This is a genomic window from Mesorhizobium sp. ISC15, from assembly GCF_037162615.1.
Taxonomy (GTDB): domain Bacteria; phylum Pseudomonadota; class Alphaproteobacteria; order Rhizobiales; family Rhizobiaceae; genus Mesorhizobium; species Mesorhizobium mediterraneum.
The window spans coordinates 2,944,820-2,963,428 of the sequence record NZ_JAVSPX010000001.1 but is presented as its reverse complement, the minus strand read 5'-3'; the positions used below and the strand labels follow the sequence as shown (position 1 = coordinate 2,963,428).

Sequence of the window (18,609 nt, the reverse complement as noted above, 5' to 3'; positions counted from 1 at the left end):
GCGCCAGGGTTATTCTTGTTGGTAGAGCTCCCAGGCCGCCGCGCCGTCCGCATTCTCATGGATGATCGCCATCAACCCTCTCACGACGGCACGAGGGTTGGAATGCTGGTATATGTTGCGGCCATAGACCATGCCTGCCGCGCCCTGCGCCATCAGCGCCGCCGACTTATCGAAGACGGTGCGCAAATCCTCTCTGCCCCCACCGCGCACAAGGACAGGACAGCGCGCCGCCGCCACGACCCGGTGGAAATCGTTCGGATCGGTGGTCGGGTCCGCCTTGATGATGTCGGCGCCCATCTCGCTTGCGAGCCGGGTCAGGGTGACGATCTTTTCGGGGTCGCCGTCGACCATGTAGCCTCCGCGCTCCGAGTTGGGCAGCATTGCCAGCGGTTCGATCATCAGCGGCAGGCCGTATTTTTCGCAGTCGGCGCGAACGCGGGCAATGTTGTGGACGCATTGCCGGAATAGGTCCGGCTCATCGGGCAGCATGAACAGATTGACGACCACGCAAGCCGCGTCCATTTCCAGCGCGCCGATCAGCGGCTCGGCTTCGTTCTGCAGGATGGCCCACATCGAGCGATGGCGGGTTTTGTTGTATGGATTGCCCATGTCTATGCGCATGACCAATGCTGGCTTATCCTTGCCGGGCAAGGACTGCAGCAGATCGGCCTGGCCATAATTCATCTGAATGGCGTCCGGGCCCGCAGCGACCAGCTGGGCGACGACGCCGGCCATATCCTCTAGCCCTTCCAGGAACGACGGCTCGTTGCACACGCCATGGTCGATTGCGACGTCGAGACAGCGCGCTCCGCCGAACAACCGGTTCATGCGGACTTTCTTGTTGATGCGCATTCGGCGCTCCTTCCTTGGTCTTTTTTTGATAGCTGGTCGAGATCGACGCCGTGCCGGCGTTGCAATAAAGCGAGGAAATCGGTGCGCTCGAATGCCTTGCGCGCGGCGTCCCAGTTCTTTTCGACAGCGAGAATATCGAGAACCGCATCGAGAAGGTCGGCCGAGAGCGCACCGGTGATGGCGATTGTCGTGCGACGGAGCAGCAGGTCCCCCAGCTGTTCGACATATTCATTGGCGATGAGATATTGAATCTCCCGGGCCGAGTAGTCGCTGCCGGGCAAGAGTTCGTCATGTCCCGCTGCCATATAGGCGGCGACGGTATCCGCCGCGGTACCGTAGCGCTCGAAAAGGCTGCGCATACGGTCGAGCGATAGGCCGTGTGCCGCCGCGCGTTCTGCGCACCATTTTGTCGGCGCAATCGGAAAATTCCGGCCGCCGCCGATCGGCATGTTTTCGGTGCCGACGATGCGCTGCCGGCGCAATCGCTCGAGCACGATATCGGCTGCCAATTCGCCGAACGATCGGAAGGTCGTCCATTTCCCGCCGATCATGCAGAGCGTCGGCGGCACGATACCGGCACCCTCGACAAGCTCGCAGAAATGATCGCGGGGGATGCGCCCGGTAAAACTGTCCTGGCTTATCGGCAGCGGCCTCACTCCGGTGAACTGAAAGACGATATCGGCATCGGCGATCTCGATCCCAGGAAACACGAAGGACAGGGACTGAAGAATGTATTGCCGCTCGTCATCCATGCAGCGCGCCTGATCGGGATCGTCGACACGGATATCCGTCGACCCGACCAGCACGTTGCCGAGATAGGGAAACAGGATGCAGATCCGGCCGTCCTCGTTCTCATAATAGATCATGTGCCCGTCGAGCGCGTCATGAAGCTCGCGATTGTCGACGATCAGATGCGAACCTTTGGTGCCGCCCATAAGCTTCGGCGCAACGGCTCCGATCGCTGAATTGGTCAGGTCGATCCAGCCGCCTGTTGCGTTGACGACGAGCCGCGGCTTCACGGCTACCGTTTCGCCGGATAGTCCGTCGTTAAGCACCAGGCTCGCGTCACCGAGCGATACGCGTGCATAGTTGAGCGCCCGAGCGGACGGCTTTTCCTTCATGGTATCGCACAGCATCTCGGTACCCAGCCGCTCGGGGTGGCTGACCCAGGCATCATAGTATGTCGCAGAATTGCGAATAGCAGGATTGATTGCAGGCCAGACCTTGAGTGTCTCAGCGCGGCTCCTGAATTTGTGCATCGGGACGACACGCCGTGCGGCGGTGAAGAAGTCATACATCGCCAAGCCGGTCTTGATGACCAATGCGCCGCGCCGGCCCGGACGACGGCTTAGCCCAAGGAAGCGGACTGCGCCATTTGCTATGCCTGAGAACAGGTCGAAGATCGGCACCGTGGTTGGCAATGGCGCGACATAGTGCGGCGCGTTCTTCAACAGCCGGTCGCGTTCGAGCAGAGATTCGCGGACCAGCTTGAACTCACCGTTTTCAAGATAACGCAAGCCGCCATGAACCATGCGCGAGAGGGCTGCGCTGGCGCCGGAGCAGTAATCGCCCTTTTCCGCGAGCAGCACATCGACGCCCTGCAAAGCGAGTTCGCGAAACACGCTGATGCCGTTAATGCCGCCGCCTATGACGAGCACGTCAACATCGGGGTTCTCGCGCAAGCCGGCGATCGTCTGGATGCGATTCATCTCAGGATGCGCTTTCGATCACGCATCTATCGCCACGAGATGCCCGGCCACCGCCGCATCGACGGCCGCCAGTTCCGCGGCGCTCAGCGAAATCTCCCCTGCCCTGGCGTTGTCGACCGCCTGCTTCGCGTTTCGCGCCCCACACAACGCGAAGGTGATGCCGGGCTGCGCCAGCGTCCAAGCGATGACGATCTGCGCCATGCTTGCCTGGTGGACCTCCGCGACCGGAGTCAGCGCATCTTTCAAAGCCGCTACCTTGCGCCGGTTGGCCTGAGAGAAGCGCGGATTGTCTTTGCGCTGGTCGTCGCCGCTGAACTCACGCGCCGGATCGATCGCACCCGAAAGCAGGCCGAGCGCAAGCGACGAGTAACTGAGCGCAGCAACTTGACGCTGGCGCGCGAACGGCAGCAATGTCTGCTCAATCTCGCGATCCAGCATCGAATATCTCTCCTGGATCGCGTCGAGCTGGCCAGCTCCTACATAACGCTGCAGCTCGGCGGCGTTGAGATTGCTTGCGCCGATGGCGCGGATCTTGCCAGCTGATTTAAGGCGTTCGAGCGCTTCCATTGTTTCGGCAATGGATGTCGTCGGGTCCTGCCAGTGGGTGATGTAGAGATCTATATAGTCGGTGCCGAGCCGCCTCAGGCTCTGCTCCACTTCATAAGCGATGCCGTCGGCGCCCAGATATCGGTTCACCGGCTTTCCGTCCTGATCAAAGAAGTGGTTGCCCTTTTTCGTATGCCAGTTCAGGCCACATTTGGTGGCGATGACCGCGCGGTCGCGCCGGCCCTTGATGGCCTTGCCGACGATCTCCTCGCTGCGGCCGAGACCGTAAGCCGGCGCGGTGTCGATCAACGAGACGCCGGCATCGATGGACGCCTGGATCGCAGCGATCGATTCTGCTTCATCGGTGCCACCCCACATCCAGCCGCCGATGGCCCAGGTGCCGAGCCCTACTGCCGAAGTGACAACGCCGGACTTGCCGATCGAGCGGGTGATTTGTCGAGAATTCATGCTGCATTTCCTTCGGCGAGCTCGAGGATTTTCAAGCCGGTGGTTTCGTCGGTGACGAGGATATCGAGGTGGGAGCCGCGCATGGCACTGAGGATCGGGACCACCTTGCTTGCGCCGCTTGCAACCCCGATCGACTGCGGAATGGTCGCGAATTCCTCGAGTGTCAGCGAAACGAGTGAGTGGTTGAGGCGGTAGTCCGCGAGCTTGCCGTTGCCGTCTATGAGATGGGCGAGCAGTTCGCCCGCCGCGCCCGAGCGCTCGATGGCCAGCCGGTCGGCGCTTGAGGACGGGTGCAGATCGTAGTAGCTCGAATCGTCGGTCAGGATGGAACCGATGCCGACGACCGCAAGCGTTGCCTCCCGCGCCTTGCTGAAGACGTCCGATACGGCCCGGACGCCCATCAACATGTCGCGTTGGGCCGGGCTGTCGGCAAACAGCGGCGCGTGAATCTGATAGGCGCGCCCGCCGAGCTTGTCGGCCATCAGCGACGCGACATGATTGACGTCGGTGTAATGCTTGCCCTGGACCAGGCCGGTCGCGGGAACGACCTCGACGTCATAGCTGCGGTTCGGCTTGAGGCCGGCGACGACGGCACTCACCCCCTTGCCCCCGGTTATGGAAATCGTATCGCCGTCCTTGATCGTCTCGAGCACCAGCCGGGCCGCGGCCTCGCCGACGCGCTGGAGCGCGGTCTGCGGATTGTCCGATACGGAAGGGACGACGACGGCCCTTTGGATGCCGCCTATCGCGACAAGTCGCGCCTCGATGTCGACCAGTTGCTCGATCGGCGACTTGATCTTGATCTCGACAAGCCCGAGTTGATGACCGCGCTTGATCAGCCGGTTGACGGTCGCATGCGAGATGCCGAGCTCCTTGGCGATTTCAGCCTGGGTCTTGGCTTCCATGTAATGAAGCACAAGCGCCTGATACATCTGGCGGACGATCGTGATGTCGTCCCGCGAATTGGTTGGTGCCATGATGGATGCTCAATTCTAGCGCTGCTGCTCAGGATTTCCTGCTGTGCAGGAAATGGTCGATCGATACCGCCGCGAGCAGGATGCATCCCTTGATCATGTCCTGCCAATAGACGGAGACGTCGAGCAGGATCAGCGAGCTTGTGACGACGGAGAGCAGCGCCATGCCCAGTATGGCGCCGAAGATGGTGCCCGAGCCGCCATTGAGCGATGCCCCGCCAATCACGGCCGCCGCGATGATGTTGAGCTCCATGCCGGCGCCGAAGGTCGGGGTCGCAGCGCCAAACCGCGACATGTAGATGACGCCGGCAAAGCCCGCGAGGGTCGAGCAGAGGACCGTGACCCAGAATTTGACCTGCTTGGTCTTGATGCCCGAAAACTGAGCCGCCTTCTCGTTGCTGCCGGTATAGAAGACCTTGCGGAACGCGGTGGCGCGCCGAAGCAGGAAATCGAAGATGGCCACGACCACGACAAAGATGACGATGACATAAGGCACGTTGCCGAAGCTGCCCTGGCCGATCGCCTTGAACCCGGGCGGCAGGGTGAACAGCGAAAGCGGGGTTCCCTTGGTGATGACAAGGCAAAGACCGCGCACGATGACCATTGCCGCCAGCGACGTGATGAAGTGATTGAGCCCGATGACGGTCACGAAGAAGCCCATCGCCGCGCCGATCAGCGCGCTCGCGCCTATGCCAATGAGGCTCGCGGTCCACGGGTCCAGTCCCATCAGGAAGAGAGCGCCTGACACGACCATGGAGAAGCAGACCACCGACCCGACGGAAAGGTCGATGCCGCCGACAATGAGGAGTATCGTCATGCCGACCACGACGATGCCTTCAATGGAGAAGCTCATCAGCATGGCCCGGAAATTTCCCCAGGTCAGGAAATGCGGCGAGGCGAATGTCATGGCGATGCACAGCGCCAGCATGATTGCGATCAGCCCCGCTTCGCGCATTGACCCCAGACGCAGCCAGTTGCGCCCGCCGAGCCCCGGGGCGCACGCCTTGATTTCAGCGTCCATGAGGGTTCCTCCGGTCTGTCTAAGCGACATTGTGAGCCTGCCTTGCGTTTGATCGTTGCTGCCGGACACCCGAAGCCAGCAGCATGATCGCCTCTTCGGTCAATTCGTCCGCCCCTAATTCGCCAACGATGGCCCCTTCGTGTATGACAAGCACCCGGTCACTGAGCCCGATCAATTCCGGAAGCTCGGATGAAATCACGATGACGCCGACGCCCCGCTCGGCAAGGTCGCGAAGCAGGCGATGAATTTCCACTTTGGCGCCGACATCGACCCCGCGTGTCGGCTCGTCCAGAATGACCACTTTGGGGCCAACCGAAAGAAGCCTGGCGATGGCCACTTTCTGCTGGTTGCCACCACTGAGCGTCGACACCTGTGTCTCGATGCCGCCCATCCGCACACCGTGGCGCTCCACCAGGTCGACGGCTTGCTTTGCCTCGGCGCGGCGATCGAGCAGCCCAAGGGGTGTGGTCAGTTTCCGAAGGTCCAGCGCGGAGATGTTCGACGCAATCGACAGGTCCAGGAACAGGCCCGACGCCTTGCGGTCCTCGGAGAGATAGACCAGGCCCGCGCGCACTGCATCGCTGTAGGTCCTGATGCAGACCGGCTCGCCATTGAGTTCGACCGATCCCGACACTTTCGGGCGCAAGCCGCAAACGGTCTGAACCATCTCGCTGCGGCCGGCGCCAATCAATCCGCCGATGCCAAGAATTTCGCCTGCACGAAGCGCGAAGCTGACGCCGTCCGAACCCTGTCGATAGGAGAGGTTCCCGACCGACAGCACAGGACGGTCGCCGCGCCGTTCAGGCGAGAGCTTTTGCGGATAGAGCTGCGTGATTTCGCGCCCGACCATCTTGCGAACGACATCATTGGGAGTGACCGAAGCGATCAAATCGGTCGCCACATATCTGCCGTCACGAAAGACCGTGACGCGGTCGCACAGGCTGAAGATCTCGGCCATGCGGTGGCTGATGTAGATGATTGAAATTCCGCGCGCCTTGAGATCGCGGACGATTGCGAAAAGGCGCCGCGCCTCGGTCTCGGTCAGGGCGGCTGTCGGCTCGTCGAGCATCAGCACGCGGCATTCGAGCGTCAACGCCTTGGCGATTTCCACAAGTTGCTGGTTGGAAATCGAAAGCTCGGCGACCGGCGTCTCGACCGGGATCGGCGCCAGCAGGTCCATTATCTTTTGCGCATCGGCGTAGAGCCGACGAAAATTCATCAGGGGCGCGCGCCGGTTGTTGATCGCCGCCATGAGAATATTCTCGGCGACCGTAGCATCCTGGCAGAGCGCGATTTCCTGATGGACGAGCCCTATGCCAAGCCGCTGCGCGGCGGATGGCGATGCGATGGTGATGTCCTTGCCTTCGAGATGAATGGTGCCTTCGTCGGGTTGCACAATGCCGGCGATGATATTCATCAGCGTGGACTTGCCCGCGCCATTCTCGCCGCACAGCGCGTGAATTTCGCCCCGCTGCAGCGTGAAATCGACCCCGGTCAGCGCTTTGATAGCGCCGAAGGATTTCGAGATGTCGCGGATTTCAAGAATGGCGGCGGCAGTCACCCCGTCCCCCTGCAGCGTTGATATTGACGATAATGGCCCGGTCGACGGGGCGCGAGCGCGCCCCGTTCGGTTCGAGCATTTCCGAGAGAACTCCGAAGACGGCGGGGCTTACTCCTCGATGCCCTTGGTGCCGCGCCGCGTGAGGTAGGCATCCCAATAGAAATCGTCAGCGTTTTCCGCAGTGACGATGGAAAAGCCGTTGTCGACGAAAGGCACGCCCATGCTGTTGAATCCGGATCGCCGGGCGTCGTTCATCGGATCAATCAGCTCAGGATGCTTGGCCAGCCACAGCAGCATGAATCCCATGTAGCCCTGCATGCCCTGGTTCGGGTTGACCGAGCCAAAGATTTCGCCCGCCTTGATCATATCGAGGATCTTGGCGTTGACGTCGGCCAGCATAACTCGGATCTTGCCGCCGCCCTCCTTCGCGGCCTGCGCTGCGCCGATTGCCGAGTTGGCTTCCGGCATGAACACTGCGCCCAGTTCGGGATGCGCCTGGGCGAGGCTGAGCACGGCCTGATAGGCCTTCGTCGCGTCCTGGTTCGAAGCCGCGCGGCCGACGAGCTTCATATCCGGCCATTTGGCTTCCATGCGGGCGATGAAGGCGGCGATGCGCTTGTCGTGATTATCCTGTCCGGGGTTTTCGAGGACCGCGTATTCACCCTTGCCGTCCATCGCCTTGGCAACGGCATCGGCGGCATAGGTGCCTTCGGCGACGTTGTCGGAGGTGATGTAGGATACTCGTCTGGAGTTGGGCGAATCTGCGGCGAATGTGACTACTGCCGTTCCCTGGTCTATGGCCCGATTGATTGGCTCGATGAATGGATCGGAGTTCATCGGATGCACCAGGATGCCAGCCGGCTTCTGAGCCAGCGCCTGGTCGAATGTCGCTATCTGCTTATTCACGTCGTATTCCGGCGTTCCGGTGTATTCGGTCTCGCAACCGAACTGCTGTCCAGCCTGCTTGAACATCTCGTAGACCGGGAACCAATATTCGACGCCGGAAACCATGACGTTCATGACGTATTTTTCACCCGGCTCGCATTTGAACGGGTTCGCGGCCTGGGCCGCGGCGTGGCTTGCCCCCAACACAGTGGTGGCTGCTGCCGAAATGGCGAGCATGCTCAAAAATTTGCGCAAGAATCCTCCCTCGGCCGAAGCCTGGTCAATTGGACGGTCGGACACTTACGTGCCGCCGCTCATGGTTGCTGACACCGAACCTCCTCCCGAGGCCCAGCAGTTGATCATTTGCAGGAGTTCGCTCAACTGTCAATAAACTTCATATGCAGAAATATATTTCATACTTGCTTGGTGCATCCGCCGAGCGAGACACCATGCTCGCCATCGCAGCGGCTGACCTCGTGCATGTGGACCGGCGCCGGAGCATGACCCTAGCTCGACTTCCACTATGCTATTGATATTGCAGTTATTATTAATTTGTGTCGGAGGTCACCAACCTCAAGGTCGCATTGCGCCATCTCAAAGTCCGCATGCTGCCGCTATCTATGAATTCCGCGAAACAGTCCGGCGGGCGTGAGTTGCAGCCTGCTTCGTACGCTGGCGCTCGAGCCGCGCCTCGCCCCATTTCGAAAGCATCTCCACAATAGGCCGGAGACTTTCACCTTCCTCGCTGACGCGGTACTCCACCCGCGGTGGAACTACGGCATAGACCGTCCTGCTGACCAGGTCTGCCTCCTCCAGATCCCGAAGTTGCTTGGTGAGAAGCCGTGCGGTGATACCGGGTACACGGCGATGCAGCTCGTTGAAGCGCAAGCAGCCGGCGTCGAACAGATGAAATAGCACGACGCCCTTCCAACGCCCGTCGATAAGGTCGAGCGTAACCTCCACCGGGCACCCCGGCACATCAACATAGTGCTTTAGCTTCATCCCGACGGTTCCCTTTTGGGAAGTTAATACGCCAAACAGCCGTATTGGCAAAGTCTGTCGCAATGGCAATTTGCTCGGTGTTTCAGCATCGAAAAGGAATTCCCATGCAGGCTATCGGCTACCGTCCAGGCTCCGCCTTGTTCGACCCTCAATGCTTCGTAGAGATCAGCAAAGAGTATCCCAAGCCGCGCCCGCGCGATCTCTTGGTCTCGGTACGCGCGGTCTCTGTCAATCCGGTCGATACCAAGATCCGCAACGGCCAGGTTTTCCTAGGCGAAGAGATCGACGTCCTCGGCTGGGATGTTGCAGGGGTCGTTGTCGATGTTGGTGCCGACGTCACGCTCTTTCGCCCAGGCGATGAAGTCTTCTATTCGGGCAATCTCAATCGGCCCGGTGCCAATGCGGAATTGCACGCGGTAGACGAACGTCTCGTGGGTCGCAAGCCGGCCCGGCTCACATTCATGCAGGCGGCAGCGCTGCCTCTTACGTCGCTGACGGCCTGGGAGTTACTGTTCGACCGCCTCGACGTTACGCCCGGAAGGCTGCACGATGGCGGCACGCTGCTGATCATCGGCGGGGCGGGCGGTGTCGGCTCGATGCTGATCCAGCTGGCGCGACGCCTCACCGGCCTGACCGTCATCGCGACCGCCTCACGGCCCGAGAGCCGGGAGTGGTGCCTGTCGCTCGGGGCGCACCATGTCATCGATCATTCGCGATCGATGATCGAGGAGCTTGCCGCTACAGGCGCTTCGGCAATCACCCACATCGCAGCCCTCAACCAGACAGAGCAGCATTGGGCTGCGATCGCAGCGATCATTGCCCCCTACGGCAAGGTCGGAGTCATCACCAACCATGCAATCCTTGATGCGACGCCGCTTCGGTCGAAAAGCGCTTCGTTGCATTGGGAGGACGTGGTGACGCGACCTCATTCTGGCGGTGCCGACATGGTCGCTCATCACAGGATTCTCGAAGAGGTCTCGGCGCTCGCTGACTCCGGTGTCCTGCGCTCCACAGTGACGACCGACCTTGGAAAGCTCACGCCCAGCAGTCTTCTGGAGGCGCATCGGCTTGTTGAGGGCGGCCGCATGTTGGGAAAAGTCGTCTTAGAGGGATTGTCGACCGAAATGGGGGCGCGCCACTACCCGCGACGATGACGGCGAGGGCTGATGATGGCAGGCCAATTGCTGTCTTGCATTTCCAGTTCGTAAGGGCCGCTTTCCGGTCAGCCCTCGATGGAACGCGACACCGGCTTTCGCATGCCACAAGCCTGTCCGCCTCGGCGTGACCCAAAGACGGACAGGCTCAGCCCGGCTTACGGCCGGATGTTGTGGTTGACGCGGAAGAGGTTCGCCGGATCGTATTTGCGCTTAACCGAGACGAGCCGCTCATAGTTGGCACCGTAGGCGGCGCGCACGCGCGCTTCACCTTCATCATCCATCATGAAGTTGATGTAGGCGCCGCCATGCGGGTTGTGCTTGTGCACCGCGGCCCAATACTCGCTTGCCCAGCGCCTCAGCTCCGACGCCTTCGTCGGGTCGGGATCGATGCCCGCGATAACCATGGACCAACGCGCTCGACGCGCCCCCCAGGCGGTGGCGTCCGGAGCCACGTCCTGAACCGCTCCGTCGATGGGGTAGAGATGCATCAGCGACAGCTCGCTCGGGGTCTTCGAGCCGTGCTCGGCATGGGCAGCGATGGCCGCATCGGACAGCTCGTCGACATAATCGCCCTTCCAGTACCACTGCAAGCCCTTCGGCAGCAGCGGATCAAACAGCGCCTGCAGATCGACGAAGGGCATCTGCACCATACCGTCCATCAAAGGCTTGGGAAGCGCGTCGCGCACGGGCTGCATCGCCCGGATGCCGTCCTCCTCTGCGCCGTTGTAGCAACTGATCAGCGCGCATATGCGCCTTCCCCAGATCTCGCGCGGGAAAGGGTCGCAGGAGGGCACCGTCTTGATGCCGAAGAACATCCCGAGCTCTCGCGGCGCTCCGGGCAGGAAGTCGCGGTACCAGCGCATGATCTCCGCGGCATCTGCGATGTCGAAGAAGATCGGCCCGGCATAGACATCCTTCGCCGGATGCGCCTGAAATATGAAGCGCGTCACAACGCCGAAGTTGCCGCCGCCGCCGCGCAGCGCCCAGAACAGCTCCGGGTGTTCGTCCTCACTTGCCGTCACGACGCTGCCGTCGGCCAGCACGACCTCGGCCGCAAGCAGATTGTCAATGGTGAGGCCGTGTTTGCGCGTGAGATGGCCGGTGCCGCCTCCCAGCGTCAGTCCGGCGACGCCTGTGGTCGCGACGATGCCCGCCGGCACCGCCAGCCCATGAACGCTGGTGGCGCGGTCGACATCGCCTTGGGTGCAGCCGGCCTCGACGCGAACCGTTCGAGTCGTGGGATCGATATCGACCCGTTTCATCGGCGACATGTCGATGACCATCCCGCCGTCGCAACTGCCGAAGCCTGGACCGTTGTGGCCGCCGCCGCGAATGGCAAGAAGCAAATGCTTCTCTCGGGCGTAATTGACGGCCGCGACGACGTCGGCGACCTCGGCGCAAGGGATGATCCAGCGCGGCCTCTTGTCGATCATAGCGTTGTAGAGCCCGCGAGCCTCTTCATAGACCGGATGGTTTTGGTCAATAAGGCTCGCGCGGAGCCGGTCGGGGAAATCATACGAAGTTACTGGCTTATCCATTTTGAACCCTCAGGTTTCGGAGCAAGACGCGTCGGCAACTCGCCAAGACTAGATTGTTCGTCCTGGGCGCCGGACATTTGCGTTTCGCCGGTTGAATCTGCCGCACTGCGGCTCTTCTTGTCATACACCGCCTTCGTTTCAGACGTTTTTCTGTGACGCCGTGGGAATGTTTCGTTTGTTTCAGCGGCACGCTCGAAGGGGATGACAGGCGGCATTTTGTGGCTGGTTAAGATCCCGAGTCGTTAGCTCGAGCCGTGGTTTCGGCCGTGTAATCTAGGCCATTCATGTTTCGGCCGTTTTTCTGGAGCGTTGGATAGATTTCGTTTTCACGCCAGCGCTGGCGAAGACTCCCACGCGCCGAAACAGTTGAAACAAATCACGCAGCGTCTGAATGTGTGCTGAAACAAAGAGGGTCTAGTATCCGCCCTCGGGACATCACGCGAACAAAGGGAACGTCCATGCGGCCTGATAATCCGGTTACATCCACACCCACAGGCTATGCCCTCTTTGACGCCAACAATGTCCTCGTTGGTAGCAATCCGGAGATATTTGGAAGCCAGCGGCTCGACCGCGGCGAGATGCAGCCGATGGACGCCATTGCCGCAATCGCCGAAGCCCTCTCATGTCTGAAAAGTTTCGACGGCCGCCCCATCGAGCCGGGCAACGCGTTCGCTGAAAGCGCTGCGGCGCGATGGATGCAAATCGACGACGCTCCTGTTGAAGCGGAGACTTTGGATGGGCGGTGGAAGTTGCTCACGGCACATCCTCGGCCGGACGGTGGCATCGCCCTGGTAAGCGTCGACATTACTGACATGAAGCGAGCGCAGATCGCGCACCTGGAAAACGCCGAGATATTCCGCTGCATCACGGACAGTCACCCGCTGCCCGTTTGGGTGGTGGACGCGGGAAGCGGGCAAATCCTCTATGAAAGCCTCGATGCGTCGAACCTGCTTGGCCGAAAATGGACGTCGAACGAACCGCAATTCCTGACGGATCATTTCGTGAATACTGGCGAATTCGATGAAATCAGGTCTCTTGCCAACAACAGCGACATCGTGCGGGATCACGAAATCCAGCTTAGAAACGCGAGCGGATCGACTGTCTGGTGTTCGACCAACTGCCGTCGCGGTGTTTATGGCGGGCGCCGCTCGCTCATCATCGGGGTGTTGGACATCACGGAACGGAAGCAGCGCGAGGATCTGTTCGGTTTCTTGATCAAGCATCATCCGTTGCCGGTATGGATGAACGACGCGAGTTCGGGGGAACTCATCTACCAGAGCAATGCTGCCGAACGGCTGCTTGGATGGAGCAAAAAGGCGCAACGCGAGACGGTGCGGCTCGGCGATTACTTTGTCGACCCCGAGAAACACCGGGAAATCAATCGGGAGCTCATGCAAAAGGGCGTCGTCGAAAATTGCGAGGTGCTTCTTAAAAGACCCGACGGCCAAGAGTTCTGGGCCACGGGCAATCTCAGGATCGTCGAGTTCCAGGGCCGGCGAGTGGTTCTCGCCGGCATCGCCGATGTGACCAAGCAGAAGAAGCGTGACGGCGAGGTCGCTGCGGCGCGGGAGATGCTCGCAGACGCCGTTGAATCACTCTCCGAGGGGTTCGCACTGTACGACGAAGATCACCGCCTGGTCATGTGCAACAGCCTTTACCGCGAGCTGAACCACCCGGTGCGGGATCTCGTTAAACCGGGCGTGGAATGGGCCGAACTCCTTCGCGAATCCGCCAAGCGCGGCGTGTACCGCAATGCGGTTGGGCGCGAGGATGAGTGGCTGGACGAGCGGATTCAAGGCCGGATCGAGTTTCACTCCCATTTCGAAGTCCCCCTCTCCGACGGCAAATGGCACTCGGTATCGATACATCCCACCGATCTTGGCGGCTTCGTCGTAACGCGCGCCGACATCAGCGAGCGCAAGAAGGCCGAGGCTGCCGAGCGCGACGCCACGGCACTGCTGCAAAAGGTGCTCGATGCCTGCCCTTCGCCGATACACATGACCACGATCGAGGGAGAAACGCTCTACCGCAATCCTGCTACCAGAGATCTCTACGCCGACCGTCCTCGAATAACCGACCACTATGTCGATCCAGACTATAGCGCAATATTGGAGCGCACCCTGATCGAAAAGGGCAGGATCGATGATTTTCGGATCCAGCAGTACGACACCGAGAACAAGGCCTTCTGGGCTTCGATTTCCGCTCGCCTGATCGATTTCCAGGGAAGGCAGGTGATAGTGTCGAACACGACGAATATCACCGACATGATCGCCGCCCAGCAAGAAACGCGCAAGGCCAACGAGCGGCTGATCGACGCGATCGAATCTCTGGCCGAAGGGTTTGCCCTCTACGACAGGAACGATTGCCTGGTGCTGGCCAACAGCAGGTACCGCCAGATGCACGCGATAAGCGCGGATGTGCTCGTTCCCGGCGTGAACTGGTTCGAGTTCCTCCGCGTGACCGCAGAGCGCAACCAGTTTCCGGTTCCACGGGACAAGATCGACGACTGGCTTGCCGAGAGGGCAAGGGACCGCCGCGAATTCCGGCAACAGGAATTCCGTCACACAGACGGGGGTTGGTTTTTCGTCTCGAACTGTCCGACCCGCGAAGGCGGGTTCGTGGTCACCCGTGTCGACATTACAGAGCGCAAGCGGGCCGAGGAGGCCGCCAAGGAAGCGGATGAAATGGTCCGCAAGGTCCTCGAAGCCTGCCCCGTCAACATCCAGATGACCCGCGCGCATGACGGGAAGCTGCTTTACCGCAGCCCCGCCACCGTTGAGCTGCTCGGCAACGTGACCAGCGCCATCGACTACTATGTCGATCCTTCAGCGCGGATGCGATACGTTGAGCGGCTGCTCGCGATGGGGTTGGTCGACGATTTCGAAACCCAGCTCAAACGCAAGGACGGTGGAACCTGCTGGTGCTCGATTTCGTCTCGACTGATCGATTACCACGGTGAGAAGGTGATTGTTTCCCACGCCTACGATCTTACCGACCGTATCGAAATGCAGCAGGAATTGGAGCGGCAGCGCGAGACGCTGCACCAGAACGAGAAAATGTCGGCGCTCGGCGGATTGCTGGCGGGGGTGGCGCATGAACTCAACAATCCGCTCTCGGTGGTGCTTGGCCTGTCATCGCTGTTGAAGGAGACCGCAACCGACGCCAAGGTCGTGGAACGCGCCGACAAGATGAGCAAGGCAGCCGAACGCTGCGCCAGGATCGTCAAGACTTTCCTGGCTATGGCCAGACAGCAGCCGACGCGAACCTCAAACGTTGCGATCGATGACATTATTTCCGAAGCGGTGGACGTGGCGAGCTATTCGATTCGATCGTCGGACATCGGGCTTTCAGTTCATCTTGAACCTGGTCTTCCCCCGATCTGGGCGGATCCCGATCAGCTTGCCCAGGTGCTGATCAATTTGCTTGTCAATGCAGAACAGGCGCTGCACGGCTGGGAAGGGCGACGGACAATCACGGTTTCAACGCGGCTTCATCCCACGACCGGCAACATAGTCGTCAGCGTTGCCGACACGGGTCCGGGAATTTCCAAAGAGATACTTCCCCGCATTTTCGAGCCGTTCTTCACGACGAAAGAGATTGGGGCAGGAACCGGGATCGGGCTATCCTTCTGTCATCGGATCGTTCAATCCCATGGAGGAACCATCGAGGTCGAATCCCCCGAGGGGGGTGGCTCGACCTTCATACTTTCGCTGCCTGCTTCGGACCGTCTCGACGAACGAGCCGAAACGGCCGAAGACGAGCTCCCGAATTCAACCGGCATTGCTTGTCTGGTGGTAGACGACGAAGAGGAAGTGGGTGAGCTGGTCGCTGAGGTGCTCAGACGAGATGGTTTCAACGTCACCTTTGCCAGATCCGGCGAAGAAGCGCTGCTGCACCTCCAGAACCGCACTTTCGCGCTGATCCTGAGCGATCTGAAAATGCCGAACATGGACGGACGGGGATTGTTCAACCAGATTGCCAAGCTCCATCCGGCCGAGCTCGACAGGTTAGCCTTCCTGACGGGGGACACGATCAGCCCGGACGCGCAGATGTTCCTGCGCGCCGCGAAACGGCCCTATCTTGAGAAACCGATCAAACCTAACGAGCTCCTTTCGTTTGTCTCGAACTTGGTTAACAACAATACTTGACAGATCCATTGAATTGCACGTCACTCCAGAGGCAACTTTTCCATTAGGCTAGTTGCTCGGTGGTCGATTTTGACGACGCACGCACACGTAGTTGTCTGCGATGACGAACCGGATATCCGCGACACGGTGGCGGAATATCTGGAGCATCATGGCTATGCCGTGACGCCGGCCAATGCAGGGCCTGCCCTGCGTGAACTTGTTGATAGCCAGCACGTCGATGTGGTCATATTGGATATCCGAATGCCAGGAGAGGATGGCCTCTCCCTGGCGCGATATCTACGAGAGCACTCAGACGTTGCCATTATCATGCTGACCGGATCGGCGGAAATCGTCGACCGCGTTGTCGGATTGGAGATTGGCGCCGACGACTATGTCGCGAAGCCCGTGGACCTGCGGGAGCTGCTGGCGCGGGTAAAGGCCGTGCTGCGCAGAACATCGGCGAGCGAAAGAGCTGCGGAGAAAGCGAGCACTCCGGGCCACCAGGTCCAGTTCGGCAAGTGCCGCTTCGACCCGGACGCACACAAATTATACAACGCCGACGGGGCCGAAATAGCGATCACCGCGATGGAGTTCCGGCTTCTGAAAGTATTCAGCGAACATCGCGGACGAGTACTCAACCGCGATCAACTGCTCGAACTCGCCCACGACCGCGGATGGGATCCCTTCGATCGCAGCATCGACATTCGCGTTTCGCGCCTGCGGAAGAAAATTGAGGTCGATCCCTCCAAGCCGGAGGTGATCAGGACAATCCGCGGCATGGGTTACCTCTACTCTTGAGCGCGCCGCTGCCTAGTTGGACCAGCGCAGCCCTTGCGGCCGAGGTATTGCGATTTTGTGGCTCCCCCGCTCAAACTTCTGATTTTCGGGATCCATGCTGCGTTGGGTTGCGGTTCCACTATGACGTGTGGGCACTGAAAGGCAGGCGTGCAGGCCAAGCCTGTCTTCTCGACACCTGGAATTGTGTGCCGCAGCCGCCGGGTTGCGAGGCTGCGACACGTTTCCTGAGCCGACAACGACGCCGGCACCTTAAGCGCGGCTCAGAGCCGTTCGATGCCGAGAAAGTCCGGCGCTCCCACCCAGGCGGCCTTGAGGCGTGCATCCATCTCTTCGGCGTCCGCTGCCCTGCCGGTCCTGCGGAAAACCTCGCGCAGGCCCCACAACGCCCAGGCGTTGTTTGGAGTCTGCTCCAGGACGTGCTCGAAAGCTGCCGCGGCCGCCTCGTGCTCGCCCATGGCCATGTGGATCGCGCCGAGCGTCTGTCGGACCGGATAATACCAGTAGGCCGGTTCCATATAGGCAAGGCCGTCCTCGATCGCGACCGCCGCCTCAAGCTTGTTGCGCGCTTCCTGTAGGTCACCCTGGTGCTGGGCAATGCGGGCCTCCACGATTAGCGCGCTCAATTCCAGCAGGTCCGGCGCCGGAAGTCCTCCCGCCGTCTCCGTGGAAAAATCGGTCTCGGCGGCGAGCTTGCGGATTGCGGTGGCTTCTGCGCGCGCCGCCTCGCTCGCACCCGTTGCGGCGAAGGCGAGACCCCTCGCATATCGCCAGGTTGCCTCGACATACGGCAGGGCGTTTGCCGGCACCGGCAGCGCGAGTATGACCTCGGGATCGCTGTACTGGGCGTGCGCAAAATAGGTGGCCGCCTTGATCGGCTGCAGCCCAGCCACCTTTCTGGCCATGGTGTCGGAGACCAGCGCTTCGAGCTTTTTGGCCGCCCCGGCGATTGCCTCGACGTCGCCCGCCATCTGTGCGGAGGTCATCAAGAAATGCAGGTTATGAGGATAATAGCCGTCCGTGTAGACACCGGGCGTGCTCTCCGGCGCTATGCTGACGCGCTCGAAATAGGCCTCGTCCGCGACCACCGCCTCGCGGTTGATCTCCAGGCTGTCGATCCACCGGCCGACCTGGTGATAGATGTGAGATGGCATGTGCACGATGTGTCCGGCGCCGGGCATGAGGGCGGCAAGCCGGTCGGCGTAGGGTTCGGCCCTTTCCGGCGTCTTGGACGCTTCGACGGCGTGGATATAGAGATGGATCGCGCCGGCATGATCCGGATTGCGGCCCAGCACCCGCTCCAGTGAGGCCACAAGCTTGATCGTGTCCGGCTTTGGCGTTGCTCCGCTGTCAAGCCAGTAGTCCCACGGCATCAGGTTCATAAGCGCGTCGGCGTAGAGCGTGGCGATCTCGTCGTCCTGCGGATGTCGTTCGGCCAGTTTCGCCATCGCCGTGGCATAGGCCCGGTTGAGGGCGCCCTGGTCGGTCGAAGTGTCGGCGCTGTAACGCTTGGAGAGCGCGGCGATGAGGTCCTTTTCCCGGCTGGAGGCGAGGTGCGCCAACTTGCGCGCCTGCGCGACGGCTTCGGCGGCGTTCGCGGCTGCCTCCGGATCCATGCCGGCGTTGATGTTGGGGCCGAGCACGTAAGCCTCGCCCCAGAAACACATGGCGCAGGTCGGGTCCAGCTTCTGCGCGGCCCTGAAAGCGCGCTGCGCCTCAGAGTGATTGAACGCCCACGCCCAGCGCAGGCCCTGGTCGAAATAGGCCTGCGTCAGCGGGTTAGCGGTGGTGACAAGGTAGGAATGGCTGCCTAGGTTTTCGAACAGCGGGACGCTTGTCGAATCCTCGGCAACCGCCGCCGCCTTGGCCTGGCGGTGCGGAAGGCCCGAGTCATGGGCATTGGCGGCGGGCGCCGCCAGAAGGGCGGCCACGCTCGCACAGGCCAGTAGCGGGAGCCTAAATGAAAGCTTCATG

General features: G+C 60.9%; 13 protein-coding genes and 1 pseudogene. 3 read left to right on the top strand and 11 right to left on the bottom strand.

Annotated elements, in window-relative coordinates; all coding sequences use genetic code 11:
• Positions 1 to 9: 9 nt before the first annotated feature.
• The 8 genes from RPG13_RS14165 to RPG13_RS14130 all read right to left on the bottom strand — a co-directional run bounded on the left by RPG13_RS14165 (position 10) and on the right by RPG13_RS14130 (position 9,018).
• Positions 10 to 852 (bottom strand): class I fructose-bisphosphate aldolase, encoded by an 843-nt coding sequence (locus RPG13_RS14165; RefSeq protein WP_337125341.1) that lies wholly within the window; start codon positions 850 to 852, stop codon positions 10 to 12.
• Positions 825 to 2,561, bottom strand: coding sequence for a glycerol-3-phosphate dehydrogenase/oxidase (locus RPG13_RS14160; RefSeq protein ID WP_337125340.1), 1,737 nt, complete (start codon positions 2,559 to 2,561; stop codon positions 825 to 827). Before RPG13_RS14160 ends, RPG13_RS14165 begins: the two co-directional genes overlap by 28 nt.
• 18 nt (positions 2,562 to 2,579) lie before the next feature.
• The gene (locus RPG13_RS14155; RefSeq protein WP_337125339.1) at positions 2,580 to 3,575 is read right to left on the bottom strand and encodes an aldo/keto reductase; all 996 of its coding nucleotides are present in this window, start codon (positions 3,573 to 3,575) and stop codon (positions 2,580 to 2,582) included.
• Positions 3,572 to 4,552, bottom strand: a complete 981-nt coding sequence (locus RPG13_RS14150) for a sugar-binding transcriptional regulator (protein WP_337125338.1) — start codon at positions 4,550 to 4,552, stop codon at positions 3,572 to 3,574. Before RPG13_RS14150 ends, RPG13_RS14155 begins: the two co-directional genes overlap by 4 nt.
• Before the next feature lie 28 nt (positions 4,553 to 4,580).
• The gene (locus RPG13_RS14145) at positions 4,581 to 5,570 is read right to left on the bottom strand and encodes an ABC transporter permease (RefSeq protein WP_337125337.1); all 990 of its coding nucleotides are present in this window, start codon (positions 5,568 to 5,570) and stop codon (positions 4,581 to 4,583) included.
• A 19-nt stretch (positions 5,571 to 5,589) separates the two neighbouring features.
• Complete coding sequence (locus RPG13_RS14140; RefSeq protein WP_337125336.1) at positions 5,590 to 7,131, bottom strand: sugar ABC transporter ATP-binding protein; 1,542 nt, start codon at positions 7,129 to 7,131, stop codon at positions 5,590 to 5,592.
• Positions 7,132 to 7,239: 108 nt separating this feature from the next.
• Complete coding sequence (locus RPG13_RS14135) at positions 7,240 to 8,271, bottom strand: substrate-binding domain-containing protein (protein WP_337125335.1); 1,032 nt, start codon at positions 8,269 to 8,271, stop codon at positions 7,240 to 7,242.
• 363 nt (positions 8,272 to 8,634) lie between these two features.
• The gene (locus RPG13_RS14130; protein WP_337125334.1) at positions 8,635 to 9,018 is read right to left on the bottom strand and encodes a winged helix-turn-helix transcriptional regulator; all 384 of its coding nucleotides are present in this window, start codon (positions 9,016 to 9,018) and stop codon (positions 8,635 to 8,637) included.
• A gap of 104 nt (positions 9,019 to 9,122) precedes the next feature.
• On the opposite strand from RPG13_RS14130, the gene RPG13_RS14125 reads away from it, so the two are divergent.
• Positions 9,123 to 10,172, top strand: coding sequence for a zinc-binding alcohol dehydrogenase family protein (locus tag RPG13_RS14125; protein WP_337125333.1), 1,050 nt, complete (start codon positions 9,123 to 9,125; stop codon positions 10,170 to 10,172).
• A 158-nt stretch (positions 10,173 to 10,330) separates the two neighbouring features.
• Here the strand turns inward: RPG13_RS14125 and RPG13_RS34950 are convergent, their stop codons facing one another.
• Positions 10,331 to 10,579: a BBE domain-containing protein gene (locus RPG13_RS34950; RefSeq protein ID WP_370453269.1), complete on the bottom strand. Its 249-nt coding sequence runs from the start codon at positions 10,577 to 10,579 to the stop codon at positions 10,331 to 10,333.
• Positions 10,580 to 11,200: 621 nt separating this feature from the next.
• Positions 11,201 to 11,608: pseudogene (locus RPG13_RS34945) on the bottom strand (FAD-binding oxidoreductase); the annotation flags it as partial.
• A 563-nt stretch (positions 11,609 to 12,171) separates the two neighbouring features.
• Here RPG13_RS34945 and RPG13_RS14115 point away from each other — a divergent pair.
• Both RPG13_RS14115 and RPG13_RS14110 read left to right on the top strand, forming a co-directional pair.
• The gene (locus RPG13_RS14115; protein WP_095486259.1) at positions 12,172 to 15,861 is read left to right on the top strand and encodes a PAS-domain containing protein; all 3,690 of its coding nucleotides are present in this window, start codon (positions 12,172 to 12,174) and stop codon (positions 15,859 to 15,861) included.
• 69 nt (positions 15,862 to 15,930) lie between these two features.
• Positions 15,931 to 16,638: a response regulator gene (locus tag RPG13_RS14110; protein ID WP_095486258.1), complete on the top strand. Its 708-nt coding sequence runs from the start codon at positions 15,931 to 15,933 to the stop codon at positions 16,636 to 16,638.
• A gap of 260 nt (positions 16,639 to 16,898) precedes the next feature.
• On the opposite strand, the gene RPG13_RS14105 is transcribed toward RPG13_RS14110, so the two are convergent.
• Positions 16,899 to 18,608: a tetratricopeptide repeat protein gene (locus RPG13_RS14105; protein WP_292501391.1), complete on the bottom strand. Its 1,710-nt coding sequence runs from the start codon at positions 18,606 to 18,608 to the stop codon at positions 16,899 to 16,901.
• Between the last annotated feature and the right edge of the window lies 1 nt (position 18,609).

Excerpts from the sequence above, each read along its gene's own strand:
- RPG13_RS14105 (WP_292501391.1), bottom strand. The coding sequence starts at position 18,608 with ATGAAGCTTTCATTTAGGCTCCCGCTACTGGCCTGTGCGAGCGTGGCC.
- RPG13_RS14115 (WP_095486259.1), top strand. The coding sequence starts at position 12,172 with ATGCGGCCTGATAATCCGGTTACATCCACACCCACAGGCTATGCCCTC.
- RPG13_RS14150 (WP_337125338.1), bottom strand. The coding sequence starts at position 4,552 with ATGGCACCAACCAATTCGCGGGACGACATCACGATCGTCCGCCAGATG.
- RPG13_RS34950 (WP_370453269.1), bottom strand. The coding sequence starts at position 10,579 with ATGGTTATCGCGGGCATCGATCCCGACCCGACGAAGGCGTCGGAGCTG.
- RPG13_RS14165 (WP_337125341.1), bottom strand. The coding sequence starts at position 852 with ATGCGCATCAACAAGAAAGTCCGCATGAACCGGTTGTTCGGCGGAGCG.
- RPG13_RS14145 (WP_337125337.1), bottom strand. The coding sequence starts at position 5,570 with ATGGACGCTGAAATCAAGGCGTGCGCCCCGGGGCTCGGCGGGCGCAAC.
- RPG13_RS14160 (WP_337125340.1), bottom strand. The coding sequence starts at position 2,561 with ATGAATCGCATCCAGACGATCGCCGGCTTGCGCGAGAACCCCGATGTT.
- RPG13_RS14130 (WP_337125334.1), bottom strand. The coding sequence starts at position 9,018 with ATGAAGCTAAAGCACTATGTTGATGTGCCGGGGTGCCCGGTGGAGGTT.
- RPG13_RS14155 (WP_337125339.1), bottom strand. The coding sequence starts at position 3,575 with ATGAATTCTCGACAAATCACCCGCTCGATCGGCAAGTCCGGCGTTGTC.
- RPG13_RS14125 (WP_337125333.1), top strand. The coding sequence starts at position 9,123 with ATGCAGGCTATCGGCTACCGTCCAGGCTCCGCCTTGTTCGACCCTCAA.